At 35.4% G+C, this 14,258-nt stretch carries 6 protein-coding genes; all 6 read right to left on the bottom strand.

Annotated features, from left to right (window positions below):
- Positions 1 to 12: 12 nt before the first annotated feature.
- The 6 genes from BMX45_RS23625 to BMX45_RS23600 all read right to left on the bottom strand — a co-directional run bounded on the left by BMX45_RS23625 (position 13) and on the right by BMX45_RS23600 (position 14,156).
- Positions 13 to 5,334 carry an FtsK/SpoIIIE domain-containing protein gene (locus BMX45_RS23625; protein WP_090912363.1) on the bottom strand — a complete coding sequence of 1,774 codons (5,322 nt, stop codon included), beginning with the start codon at positions 5,332 to 5,334 and terminating at the stop codon, positions 13 to 15.
- Positions 5,327 to 6,874, bottom strand: coding sequence for a methylation-associated defense system protein MAD7 family protein (locus BMX45_RS23620; protein ID WP_090912361.1), 1,548 nt, complete (start codon positions 6,872 to 6,874; stop codon positions 5,327 to 5,329). The genes BMX45_RS23625 and BMX45_RS23620 overlap by 8 nt, the downstream gene beginning before the upstream one ends.
- Positions 6,867 to 8,708 (bottom strand): hypothetical protein, encoded by a 1,842-nt coding sequence (locus tag BMX45_RS23615; protein ID WP_090912359.1) that lies wholly within the window; start codon positions 8,706 to 8,708, stop codon positions 6,867 to 6,869. The genes BMX45_RS23620 and BMX45_RS23615 overlap by 8 nt, the downstream gene beginning before the upstream one ends.
- A 208-nt stretch (positions 8,709 to 8,916) precedes the next feature.
- Positions 8,917 to 9,795 carry a hypothetical protein gene (locus BMX45_RS23610; protein ID WP_090912357.1) on the bottom strand — a complete coding sequence of 293 codons (879 nt, stop codon included), beginning with the start codon at positions 9,793 to 9,795 and terminating at the stop codon, positions 8,917 to 8,919.
- Positions 9,796 to 9,799: 4 nt separating this feature from the next.
- The gene (locus BMX45_RS23605; RefSeq protein WP_090912355.1) at positions 9,800 to 13,267 is read right to left on the bottom strand and encodes a hypothetical protein; all 3,468 of its coding nucleotides are present in this window, start codon (positions 13,265 to 13,267) and stop codon (positions 9,800 to 9,802) included.
- 10 nt (positions 13,268 to 13,277) lie between these two features.
- A complete protein-coding gene (locus BMX45_RS23600) occupies positions 13,278 to 14,156 on the bottom strand; it encodes a DUF4007 family protein (protein WP_090912507.1) in 879 nt (292 codons plus the stop codon).
- Positions 14,157 to 14,258: the final 102 nt, after the last annotated feature.

Raw genomic sequence — 14,258 nt, 5'->3', positions numbered from 1 at the left:
TATCACCTCGTTTTAAATTATTGAAAATTCACTTGTATCCATATATGGCACTTGTGCATATATCAAATTAGCTTCTCCTTGCAGTCTTGCTACCAAATGCCCTTTCCCGAGTAGTTTTTCCGCCCCTTTTTCTCCAAGGGAAATCTCTGAGGTACCTACACTCTCAACTCTCAATATTAATCTATTACCTAAGTTATCCCTTAACTGAACTGGTAATACATTAGCATCTGGTCGCTGAGCTGCAAATATTAAATGAATACCTGCTGCACGAGCCTTTACCCCTAACCGTTGAACTATGGAAGAAACTGCACTCTTATATTCATCGACCAACATCCACTCGGCAAACTCATCGTGAATTAAGAAAATAAGTGGAAGCTTTTCCTCTTCTGATACTTTTGCATTATAATCCTTCAAGTTATTCACTTTAATTTCTTTGAATTTCTGATACCTGTCATTCATTTCAATGACAAGATCCTCTAGTATTTGAGTAGCTTTATTCTGATCATCAATGATACCTTCAACAAGATGTGGTAGATCAGCAAGATGCATATAATCGACACCGAACTTAGGATCAATTAAATAAATATTCGCAAGTTTATCACTATTTGTCACACATATGTCCAGTATTAGATTTTGCAGCAATACAGATTTACCGCTTCCTGTAGCACCAGCGATAAGAGTATGTGGTGCATGCTGAGCTCCGCCTTCAAACTCTCCACCTAGATTTAAATAAAGAAGTTCACCATCAATTTCTTTAACTCCAATAACGAAACTCATGTTTAGGCCAGATGCATCATTTTGAACCTTTCTTATCTTCCAAACATCAGCCAACGAAATACTCTGCCTATGTGGTCGTGCCAAAGAAACAACAATTTCACCTGGATGTGCCATGACGTTTATTACGTCAAGGGCGTGGGTTGTAAGAAGCATGGATCTTCTTTTCTCGATATCATCAACCTTTAATTGATCAGAACCTTTTAACCTTATAACAATAGCGTTTGGCGTTAGCCGATGTCCAATAACCTTTGCTTGTAGATTGTAGCTTATTAGTGCCAACCTTAGTTTATTAACCGTTTCATTAACCCAAGATCGATCCTCGCTATTTTCTTCTGTAATTTGGGTGTTTCGCTGAATCCAATTAGCTAATTGGGGACTAGCCCATGGTATATCAGTATTACTTTCAACAACTGTTTCTTTTTCATTTGCTAAATCATCAAGATTGTTCTTTTCTACTTGATCCACATCTTGATTTGCCTCAGATGTGTTCTCTTCAGCTTCATCAGAATCTCTTTCTATCCCCGCGTCTTCTCTGTTTTCTGGGACAATACCTTGATTGGAAACATCTCCATTGTTACTCGCAACAACATAATTGATTCTTGGAGCGGGTAGCTTAGCTTCGGATACTTCCCACGGCTTGCTATCATCCAGTTCCTCACGAATTGAGAGGATAGACTCGTCTCTGTGATATGCCAATACTAATTCTCGTAAAAGATCCCGAGTAAACACTTCTTGATAACATTTTTTAGCATTTGCAATCGGAAACCTTTCACTATCCAATGAAATATCCGGCAACGTGGATAAAAATACATGGGAGTATCCCTTAATCTCAATAGGAATATTTCCATTGCGAATCCCTTCTCTTAACTCCTCAACTGTAAATGGGGCACCCGGAGGTAAATCAATACCATCATTCACCAGATCACTTATTCTAGATAGCCATAAGTCTCTATCAAGCCTTCCTGGATCGCCAAAAAGCGCACTATCCATTCTCGATACAGTATCCCGTAACTGCTTTGAAGAATTTTTTTTCGCTTCGGAAACACCTTTTGCATCGACATACTTCGCTTCAGATATGAATACTTGGAGCTGAGTTTTACCATCTACTATTTTAGGACCTATAGCTAATATATCTGCAATCTGTTCCTCTTTTTGTCCAAGCCATGCTGCATAATCATCTAAGAAAAACCACCCTGCATACTGTCCACTCTCCATCTCAGATTGGAGAATCGTTTTGCTTAATACCACTCCAATTAATTCACCAGCAAATACACCACGCTTTGCTGCACGAAGTACAATATCACCTGATATTGCATTGGCATCCTCAATAAAACGATCAGTGAGTTGTACCAACTCAGCGTCTGTTAAACCTAAATTCAAAGCACTCAGTCTTCTTTTTACTAGCACATTAAGCAAATTCAATTGCGTTTTTGAGGAGACAACTACATTAGAGCCATGAGATTTATTATGTTGATATTTTATAACTTTAACACCAAGATTCTTCAATTGTCTTCGCTCTAATAGTTCGTCATAGTTGACAACCCATTCACCTAATTTATGTGCCTCGTCAAAAATAACTTTAACTTTTTCGTTTTGAAAGGAGATCTGCCTAGCCGGCAGGAAGTATTTCCCTGGATCTGCATCAATACCTCTTACTACAGAATAAACTGCTGAAAGATATGACCACCCAACAGAAGGTTGGCTTGGACATGCTAGATATACAGTTGATTTGAGCTCATCCTTTGTCGATGAGCGTCTTTTCGTCCATCGAGGAGGGTAATGATCAAGAAGTTCTGGAATCTGCCTAACCTGTACTTCATCCCATTCAAGATTGGCTTGTCTTGAAATTACATCTTGCAGGAACACAATATCAGCCAATTTCCCTTCTTTAGGATCCAAGGAAGTCGCTTCATGTGCCATGACACCGACACGCAAACGTGCCATAAAATCACGAGTTACTTCACTTGCTACAAAAGAATCTGCATCACTACCCGCATTCTCAATCATTTTCATATACAATTCATTTAACTTATTCGTGTCACGGTGTCTCAATATCACCTGACAACGGACTTCTTCCTCTGCCTCATGCATAGTGGCGAGTGAATTTACGATTGTTTCGGGTAGTCTCGTAGAGTCACAATTATACAGAATCAAACTTAAATTTGTCTTTTCGTGAGGTTGAAGATCTAGATAACGTTCAACCAGACTTAGCAGCTTATTACTTGCTTCTTTTGGGTCTTCATTAGTCTGTGTATCGACAACATCCTCGCGTACCGGATATTCCATTAAGGTGTAATCATTTTTTGCATCTGTAATTGAGAGAAGTACTGGCTCTTGCCCTTTATAACCTACCGCAACTTCCGGATAGTATGGACTTAAAATTTCCTCTTTAAGATCTGTAAAGAAAAGTCGTGGATCACCAAAGTCTACTTGGTCTGTAGTTAATACGTAATTTATTAATCCAATAACTTGTCGGGCTTTCACGGACTTAGCTGCCATACGCATCGGGTGCCATGGAGCAACTATAGTCATCGGTTTGTTTTTATCCCCATCCACTCTAACATTTCCAATACTCATAACAGGTTGCATAATGTTAATTCGATTTATATCTCCCAGTGCATACTCTTGTAGAGATCGTAAGAACTTATCATACAACTCACTTTGCTCAATCATCGAATCTGAGTTAATTCCATCTTCAAGCCATTCTTTAATAGATTGCTTATATTTATCCGCGAATTCTCCCCATGCTTCATTAAGAGTATCGAAATCCTTCTGAGAGATTCTATTTTCATCAAATGATTTCTTCAAATTCCTTAAGATAAGTTTTTCTAAATCCGTTGTTTTTGCGTAAACTGAGACTAGAGATCCTCTATCCTGGCCGAATACTGCTTGTATTGTACCTACATCACTCAAAGATAGCCCTTGGAGTTTTCCTTTTTTGCTAACTGGATTTTGCGATACAGTAGAATAAGAGAAGGGGTGCCCAGATAATCTTTTCAAATCATCATGGAGTTCCAATCCAATTTCCAACGGATTCCCTTGCCAAATTAACTTCACTTCATTTTTTTGCTTAGATCCTTGCAAATCAAAATATGTTAGTTCGATATAAAAAGAAATCTGGATAGCGGATTTAGCCGTTGAAGTATTTTTTTTATATTTGTCTTTCTGCTTTGACTCTGAAATCAATTGATCATATTTAAATAAGTGAAATGTATCCCAAGTCACTTGCCAATTCGTTAATTTTTCTAGGCCTCTATATGAATTGCAGAAAAACAAACCCACATCTTCATTTAAATCCAGCCAAGACTTTTTACTGGTTGTCTTTTGGGTACGTATTTTCAGAACCTTTTTTCCGTCAAAATTCTCACATTGTGCAAAAAGTCGCTCAGTTGCTTCTAATAAACCAACTAAAAAGTCAGTACATTCAATCGGCTTTCCATAAACAAACCGATCCCACTCTGCTTTTATAGCCTTATCGGTCTCTAAGTTTTGTCGATGCTTATCATAAAACTCTTTATCTTCCTCAGAAGCTTCCTTCGCTTTCCTTTTAATAAAGAGTTCATTAAGATTGTTCAAATAAGTGATTTCATCATCTGTAAGGGTATCAGGAAATTCGTCTTCATAAAGCTGGCGAGTCTTTTCTGCCAAATTAATTTTCAAAGGCTTTAACTCAAAAAACAATAAATTCACTTTATCCGATTCCCATTCTAATTCTGACAAATTTTCTGCAGCAGTAGACCAATTAATATCAGACTCAATAAATAATTCCATAATTACTTGAACGGACGGATCTATTTGACTTTTAACTTTATTGTAAGTTGCTTGAATATCACTATTTTCGATAACTTGCCGATTTGGATGTTGCTTATATAAATAACAAGCTCTTTTAGTATATGCATCAGCAAACATTTTTTTCCATCGGCTAGCATGACCTAATGCTTTTTCAGGAATAGCATCAAAGTAAAAAGAATCTCGAGGAATGCGAAGAGCCGGCAATGCCCAGCCAAGTGCACGAACTATAGGAACGCTGTCCTCATTAATTTTTTCACGAACCTTTACAACGAATTCGCTAAATTCTTCAAGGCTGCATTCATTTGCTTCCTGTAATCCCTTTAATGCTTGTTGCCAGTATTTTTTTTGATCATCACTTAAAGGTAAATCCTTACTTGCAACCTTAACCCAAATATCTTGCCGCCCCTTTAAATCCCCCGCTCCAATTCTTGAAATATCTTTTAGGGATGGCCCTTGATCATCGTTTGTATTAGCTAATAATATAGCAGGTTTATCACACGGAGCATTTCTCCAGTATGTGGTCTTTTCATCAGTTACCATAGCATCAGGTAAATCACTGCCCTCAACTAATTTCCTAGGAATTTTAATATCTGTTACTGAGGACAGGAATACATCCTGATTAATTGTTTTGCATATATGAATAACTTGCTCCCCTGTAAGTCGATCTAGTAAAAAACGTGCTACTCCCTCTTCGGATTGGCTATTCTGTAAATGACGACGTAGATATTCCGTTGCAACTTTTCCGATTAATTCTAGTTCATTCATGAATCGTTTCCTCCTGATTTCCGAAGGGATTTTCGACATACGCGCAAGCATCTGATAATCTACGCAACAATCCCATACTAGCTAACCGTTGCTCTAGCCGCCTTGAATTGTCAGAAAAAGCCTCCATATCTACTCTACCGGTCTCTGTCAGTTCAAAAGCCTGTTTATCACCAATAATGAATCCATACTTTTCATACAATTTATCTAAGAAGTCTTGAAATTCCATTCTCCCTGGTACAACACATAACACTAAAGACTTTAATAGCATATCTTGAGGAGCGTATCTAAGCCTTCTTGAGCTCCTTCTAGAAGAAAGTCCAATTTCTTTCCCCCACACACTATGAAACTTATTTACATGCTGTTTGTGTCTGTTTGTAGCAGCGGATACAAATTTATTTACCAAGTCTTCAGGAGAATTTGCAGATTCTATATCACTCTCTTTATTATCTTTTGGCCAAGCATATTTATTTTTCAGCAATGTGATTGCTTCGCTGATATCGGTTATTTGTCCCCACTCTTCTGTATTAACAATCTGTCTAATATAGGCTTCTATTGCTTTTTGTGACAATTTGTTATGCTCTGTAAATGAATCAGATGAAAGTTCCCTGATAATTGTTTTTTTAGGTGATACAATTTCTAATATAAATGTTAATTTTTTATCATCCTTCAGAACTTCTTTTGCCCGTTTTAAGCTGTATAAGATCATGTGTAATCCTGTTATATTAACAAGGTGAGGTATTGCATCATAACTCGGAATATCGCTCTCTAATAAACTCAACCAATCATCTGCAAGCGCTTGATATTCAGGTAGAAATAAATAAGGAAGATATCCCCCTGGTTTCACAGTTGAAGAGTTTACTGGTTCACTAGGTTCTAGTGCAGCAACAAGACGATTAAATTTATTATTCGGGTTCAAAACACTATTTTGTAAGCCTTGAAGTATTCTAGACCCTCTACCACTTCTCACCAACATTAAATACAAAAGTTCACCTGTTCTACCAAAGAATCTCCTATCATTTGTGGGAGTCTTATTTTCTTTAACATTTAGATCCTCGTACAAGCAATTTGGCCCGTAAGGGAAAATGAATTGCGAGCTCCATCGTTTATTATTATCACCTTCTATAGTTGTCTCTCTTAGAAATTGTACTACTAAAGCAAAATCTTCGAATTTTGGAAAACGCTTTTCTAAATATGAAAAATCCGCATTTAGGATTCCAGTCTGCCCCTTATTCATAACTTCGTACCATTGTGACCATGCTTCTTTATCATCGTAGTTATATCTGCTAGCTATTAATGTTATTTGAGGATTATTAAACAATATGTTTCTCAAATATAATCTTGATTGGGGTAAGTAAGCCCACTTATTAGGCTCAGTTTCATTAAATGCCTTTCCTGCGTCATATTCAGCTTGAAGCACATTTAAAAATTCCATAAAACACAACCATGGAGTCTGCTCATCATATAAGCGATGCCCCCAAATAGCCTCATCTACCCACATATCTGAATCAATTTGAGTTGGACGTGGAAGTCTATTATTCATTGTAATTTACCTCTACAATTTTATCGTCTATTAAACCATCTTGATTAAGCCGAATTATTCTAAACGATAGATCATCACTTTCATCATTCGTATCTTCTTCTAATTTGCGACGTAATTCCAATTGTTTAAGAAGTTTACTCTTAAATCCAAGAATGTCTTCATAACATTCCCTTGAAAAACTACCCGGTAGCGCACCTTCTGCAACTCTTGACAGAAATTCATACCGAGCTAACTGCAATACTAACTCAACAGCGGGAATAGAAGGTGAAAATCTTACTTCAATAACGAGTTTTCCAAAATCGTTTATTTTGACTTGCATGCTTTCGCCGCGTTTTCTAGGAACAGAAACACTTTCTTCAAAGATTCTACTTACTTTGGCTTGAGAATGGCTTCCGGATGTAGCTAAAATAAGTTCATTATTGTTCTTTGCCAACAATCCAGTAAAAATTCGATTTAACCCTTGAGATATTCTAGAACCAATTTGTGTTGATACTCTATCACTCTTAGCTGCTATTCTGTAAACATCAGTTAAAAATTCACCAGCATACTGAAATGTAGTTAGTTGCCAAAGCTTAAGTTCTTCTTCTTTATCTTTAGGGATCACAAAAAACAACCTTTGTCTCTGGGATCGAAGTGATGTTAAAAACAGCTCACCACTATCCATTACACCTTCCAAATAATCTTTTTGATTCGCACGAAACGTCGGGTCTGCCCCATAGTAGGTATCATCTAATACGAGTTGTTGATAATACGAAGAGAGATCAGGATCGTCTTCTCCGAAAATCAAGATATTATCAATAGTATTACTTGTCTCATATCCAATCCCAAATCTGCCTAGCGTAGAAAATACGTCCGTTGATTCTCGACGCCTCTCTGTTAGGTTTTCGCCTAAAATATTCCTATAGATACTTGCAAGTGATGTCTTATTATCGTTGACTATTTTCATTGCATCAGAACATGACATCAAACGATCCTTTGCTTCTGGATGACCTAAGAGCATATTTGATACTAATAGTAGCAACTGCCTAATTGGAAGATGTACCCCATTCAGCTCGCATAACTCCAAAAGATCAGTAACTCTTGAACGAATTAGTTTTTCGTCTCCGTTCCCTTCAAGTCTTTTTCGATTTTCCCAAATAGGACACTTTTTATCTGTTTGATCGTCCACCCTTAAAACACAGTTATTACAATCATTCCACCCAGGATGCTCCAGTACAACATCTACTAACTTAGGAAAAAGTATCGCAGAGCTTATTCGACTTAAATTGTATAGTTTTAGATTAAAGCCGCTAATTTCCTGTATCTCTGAAACAAGCATTTGTTCAATGCAATTTCTTACACCATCGGTTTGAAGATCACTTTCAACATGTTTCCACGCTTCAATTAATTGCCCATCATTAGCAGCAACTAAAAAAACATTGCTAGCATCAGGATTAAGAACAGAGTTAATAAAGAGTTTTAGGATACCTCTTTCCTCATCTTTTAGCTCACTGAGATCCTTTATAACATACAATTTCTTTAAATTAGATAGCACAAGCTCCTTGATCTTTTCTTCATTTTGCCAAACATCTACTTGACCTCCTAACTCCAACCATACTTCTCTACAATTGAATGTTTTCCCATCCCCAGCTGTACCTGTTAAAATTACTGATTTAGGATTGTTAGATTTAAAGTTTTCAATGAGTTCGGATAAATAAACAGATTCAATAATTATAGGTTTCATTTTTTTTCGTTTAATTATTCTATGGATTGCTTCATCATACATATTATCGTTACGAGGAATAGGCCCGTATTGTCGGAGAAAACTAATCCATTCAGATTTATTAATGATCATTTTGCACTACCACCTTATCGGAAAAATAGTTCTTATGTATCATTCGACACCGTCCACCATTTCCCCTATGATTTACCAAAATTATTTATATGTATTATCTTAAAGAATTGACTCGTGATAATCTACCAAAAAGGAATTTTATCGAGTGAAGTTTCACTTTAACAACATAAAAAATCCGTCGAATGTCATCGACGGATTTTTATTAATTTTATGAAAATGAACAAACACATGGAATGTCAGCATCTGCTTTAAAAAGAAATTTTTCAAATCCTTCCTTATCCATAACCTCACGGAATTCCTTCATAGTATATGAACTCCCGTCCTTTTTAAGGATGGAGACGTCTTTATTAAGTGTTGCTCTAAATCGCTCCTCCATTTCTTCTTGTTCACGATATCTTTCTGGCCAAATCGCATATAAAAGTGCATAATGCTGAAATCCACCACGGACACATCTACCTGCACAATTTGCATGGGAGAACCCCTTGATACCATATTTCAAAGCAAGTTTAGCATTTTCATTATTCTCTTCTAATGCTAGCTGTTCTGCAATATTGTACATTCGAGGTAACTCAATCCCCCACTCATCCCGAATGATTCCTTTAGCATCGAGATCTTCTCTAAACAAATCAATCAAGGGGAATCTGGTTTCTATCGGTTCTATAGGAAAATGTTCATAAAATTCTTTCAAATTAACCGCACGATGTCTCTCATGAGGTCCGATTCCAAAGTAGAGAATCGGTTCAAGATTCTTTTGATTCCTTAGTTCATCTTCTAAGAAAAGAATCGTTTGTCTTACCTTGAGTTCCTCAGAGCACTTAGCTAACCTAGCATTACCCAAAAATCTTTCATCATAGAAAACTTCCTCTGGAGTTCTTCCATCAATTCTCTCTGTAATCTCTAAACCAATATGTTCGGATACCTCATCCATAAATCTATAATTATCTTCATCTTCCCATAAGGTGTTTGTAAAGAATAAAATACAATTCTCTTTACCGTAAGTTTGAACCATATGATTAGCAACATAAGCACTTCCTGCTCCGCCACTAAACATCGCCACGTGTACGACTTTTTTTTCTTCGTTGTCCATTGTATCACTCCGCTTTTACTACGTAATTTTCAAAAAGACTATAAACAATATACTCCAGTTCTTGCCGTGGCACGTTTCTTCCTGCACTATTTATCATTCTTTCAAGATTCGAGTATACCGTTTTCGATTTAACAGATAAATCGACTTTATCTATGGTTATTCTACTATTATCTAATTGAATAGTGACTATATTGCTAGCATCTTGCAAACTCGAATCCTTCGCATATACTAACTCTTTGTAATCATGCTCTAATTGTGTCACAAACAGATCTAAAGTAGTATCTGACCACTCTGTTAATTTAACACCTATATAACTCTCTGCAAATTGGTCTAACCAATATCCTTCATCTTCAAGAGAAGCACTTAACTTAGTAATCAATTTATTATTGTTAGAAGCACTCTGCTCTCCAACCCAATTTTTAAGTTCTTCAAGACTCGTTACTCCTATTATTTTAATGACTTTTTGGTACAAATCCTTTTTAAAGATCGAAACGAAGTTCTCACCATACTGTTTAAGAGAAAGCATCTTTTGGAAATCATCATGGAAAAGATCATAAAGTTGAGAAATGGTCTGTTGTGGATCAATTTCGGATCTTTTAATGCACTCTCTAAATTGTCTGAAATTTTGTTCTATCTGTTCGGATGTTTGGATAACTTTCGGTAAAGACCTTAACCATTTGAGTAAAGTCCCACATACGTATATAAGTCTCGACTGGTTATCAAGACGTGTCTCTAAGAACTCCTGGAAGTATACCTCAATATTATTAAAAAATAATATATAATCCTGATTAATAACCTCATACACATACTCATAATTTTCGGGACCGGCCTCAATAATAATATCAAATAGTTTAGTTCCATTAACCCCTGGAACAAACATTTCATTACGATATAACATAAACTCATTCCAACGATCCCTTAATAAAGCCACTAAAAGAATTGGAATTAAAGGTTTACGAATACCAAATGGGGGTCTTGCGAATAAATCAATTATATCTTTAAAATTACCTTTTGGATTCATTTCCAATCTATCAATCAATCTCTCCCTTAGCATAGAGAAGGCTTGATTTCCTATATTGGCATAATCTAAGTTGTTTATATTTACATCAAACTGATCGTTATTCTTGAAGATCGATGCGTATAACGCATACTCTGGTCCATTTCCAACTATACCAAATCGACTCTCTTGGTATTCCGTTAATAATTTTTCAATAAGAATTATTGCTGCATTTCTTTGTGCTCCTGAGATAGTATTTCTATTAAATGAATCGTTCAGCACTATTGGCGTATTATTGTATAATCTATAGCACTTCTCGGATAGAATTTCTGTTAACTCAAATTCTGAATGAATTGATATATTCTGGCCATCAAGGTACCATAAATCTTCCCCGTTGAAGGATGATAATTTAGACAAGTAATTAGAAATTCTAAACTTAGCCTCATTACTAAGTAGCTCTAATTCCTCGATAATGCCTTTATCTTCTGCCAACAACGACTTATCTCGTTTAAGTAATTCCAAACCAATGTAATTGTGAATTTCTGCTTTTATTCCTTCTACTGGTTCTGGATGTAAGAAATAATATTTCGATTCGGAATCTTTACTTAAATCTACTAATGCTGTTTCCAAATAATCTCGGCCTGCCATATCTTCAGGTAAGACATAATAAATAGTAAGATCAGCTAATGTATCACTATCCTCAACCTTGCTTTGTAATATGTCTTGTCCATACACAACTTTAATAGCAGCGAATCTAGTCATGCCCTTATTATCATTATATTCTTCCGGAAAATAAAACTTCCTGTCTAGATTATTTTGTAATACCTCAACTTCTTTGAAAGAATTAATTTTCAATAATTGTTTTTCATTTTCCAATATTTCATGTAGATCAACTGAGCTACCTGCGAACAGCTCCCAGTAATCATTTACTCGATTAAATCTTATAACTTTACTTTCACACAAAGGCGTTAAAATTTCCAAAAGTTGAGATTCGCTAGTTTGTGTTGCGAACTGTAAAAAGTCTGTAGTTAACTTATGATCACTTTGAGCGCCGCATAAATTCCAGAGAGTTATAAATTTCACAATATTTACAGCTAGCTGTATATTAGAGATATTCTGAGGTAATCGTGCCATTGCCTTTTTATATAAAAGAATATGCTCAAAAACATCGTCATTACTAATATCATTTGAATCTGGAAAAAAGAAGTCAAATAATTGGCAAGCTAAGTAATACTCATTATTTTTTTTAATTATGTGATTCACTAGTCCATAGGTTTCATGACTCTCTAAAAAAGTAAATAATGTTCTTTCATTTTGTCCAAATACCCGAGTTAGATTTGGTAGTAAAAATATCGCAACGGGATGGAGCGGAAACATCCCACGTATTACTAGTTCGTCCCTCTCGGTTTGATTTATACTTGGGAAAAGAGGAAACTTCCGCATCATGTTTTGAGTACTAGTAAACTTAGATGTTGATATTCTAGGTTTTTTTTCGATATTTTCCTTCATAATGATCTCAGCAATCCTAAGAAATGTCGCTTGATCACTCTTTACTAGGTATTGATTGAAACGCTTTTCAATGCGTTGAAACTCTCTTGCTGATTCGACATTCGAGACATTAAAATAATGACGTAAGCTCTTATGAGTAATCAGCAAAAAATGTATTGCTTTCGATCTGTTCGCAAGTTCTGCAAGGTCTTGAATATCTTGCATTGCTTCATTAAATCTACTGGCATTAAGACCTTGTAAAAACCTTGCAAATTCATCATAAACAATAAAAACCCCTAGATTATAGCTTTCCAAGACACTAACCAGATACTCCATTTGTGAAATAAAACTGTTATCGTAGTCTACATCAAAAGAAGCCCCCGACGTAAGAAGCGGATAAATTTCCGAGAAATATTTAATTTCGGCATCATTTTGTTTTTTTATTTCATCAATCCACATAGCAAGCTGTTTATTATCTCGCTCCAACTGAATACTAAATTTCTTATAAGTTTCAGGGAAATTATTTTCCCAAACTTTAATTGAATTCAGTATTTTTGTAGCTAATCCAGGTAACACAACATCAATACCTTGATCCGTAAGTTTTTTTAGAATATTTGTCAAAATAGACTGTCTGAACCTGCCCTCATTACCACTTAATAAGATCGGTAGATACGTAATCGATATATCTGTAACTTTTTTTATAATTGTTGCTATATGATCGTCCACTTGTTTAAACCTATTAACTAGTCCCGAAATATCACTAGGGTTAATCAATTTCGACACAAGACTTCCTGTGACATTTGCTAATAGTGATTTACCTGTCCCATATGGTCCGATAATAATGTGTGAATGATTGGAATTCTCTACAACAAATCCATTTAAGATCCCTCTTATAGCCTCAGCATGGGAAGGAGTGGGAATATATCGTTGTATAAAATCAACATTTCCTATGTCAAATTTGATATTTACGCTTGACTTGAATGCCATTTTTAGTAAGTCATCCTTTCAAAAACTCGCTCTTCAAATACTCTATTGGTGAGACTTTAGCTAATTTTATATAATCTAAATTATTTGTTCTAACATACTGAATTGGATAATTCTCGTGGTTAGTAAGAATGTTAAGCACCTCAACAACTTTACCTCGAGTAAGATTAAATGTTTTCCCTAAAAGAAATTCGCTATTGAGTATTTCATCAACACTTATAAGGTCACTCTCATTTAAGTTTTGATAGGTTAGCAAGATGTAATACATCGGAACAATACCTATGTTATCAAGCTCGGGAACTACTTTTTTTATTGTGTCATATCCTTCTCCAGAATGTTTGCATTTCATTAATCCTAATCTTGAAAACGGACAAAAAATAACGTCTTCCGGATCATTTTCATCAGGAGTCTTAGTGTAGAATTGAATCAAGCAATCGATATCCCTCTTCAAGGATTTATCGGAAATCTCTTTTGTTTCATTCTGACTTACCCAAGTGATAAAAGAATTTAATAATTCAGGTTTACTAACTGATGTCTCTTTGTATTTATTGAAAAACCAATCAAAAACAGTGGATTGGTCTTTTATATTTCTAATTAAATTGTAGTGTAATATAGCTAATGTTTCATTTCGTTGTAAGAGCTTATCATTTTCAAACAAGATTCTCCCAAGGTCCGTTAACTTATGTACTTTCTGCCCATCTTCTGTTATTTCCTCAATAACATTAAAAGCAAGCAGCCAATATTTTAAAGACTCTACCATATTCTTACCTAATCCTATCGTTTCAAAAGCAAACTTATCAAAGAAAAATCTTTTTTCCTGATTTACTGCCTTTAATCCTTTGCTAAACCATTTATCCCTTATATAAAAACTTTGATGTCTTGCATAAGCCATCATTTCTCACTTCCTTAATAAAATCGCAATATAATCATTCCTGGAGAAGTCTTACCAGGAGTAATTATACTATAGAAACTAAAAATATAATACCTTTTTTCA

This window comes from Paenibacillus sp. cl141a, from assembly GCF_900109305.1.
Lineage (GTDB): Bacteria > Bacillota > Bacilli > Paenibacillales > Paenibacillaceae > Paenibacillus_AQ > Paenibacillus_AQ lautus_A.
The sequence above is the reverse complement of the archived record's forward strand: the minus strand, read 5'-3'. Positions and strand labels throughout refer to the sequence as shown.

Coding starts and splice junctions, on each gene's coding strand:
- BMX45_RS23600 (WP_090912507.1), bottom strand. CDS start 14,156: ATGGCTTATGCAAGACATCAAAGTTTTTATATAAGGGATAAATGGTTT.
- BMX45_RS23605 (WP_090912355.1), bottom strand. CDS start 13,267: ATGGCATTCAAGTCAAGCGTAAATATCAAATTTGACATAGGAAATGTT.
- BMX45_RS23615 (WP_090912359.1), bottom strand. CDS start 8,708: ATGATCATTAATAAATCTGAATGGATTAGTTTTCTCCGACAATACGGG.
- BMX45_RS23620 (WP_090912361.1), bottom strand. CDS start 6,874: ATGAATAATAGACTTCCACGTCCAACTCAAATTGATTCAGATATGTGG.
- BMX45_RS23625 (WP_090912363.1), bottom strand. CDS start 5,334: ATGAATGAACTAGAATTAATCGGAAAAGTTGCAACGGAATATCTACGT.
- BMX45_RS23610 (WP_090912357.1), bottom strand. CDS start 9,795: ATGGACAACGAAGAAAAAAAAGTCGTACACGTGGCGATGTTTAGTGGC.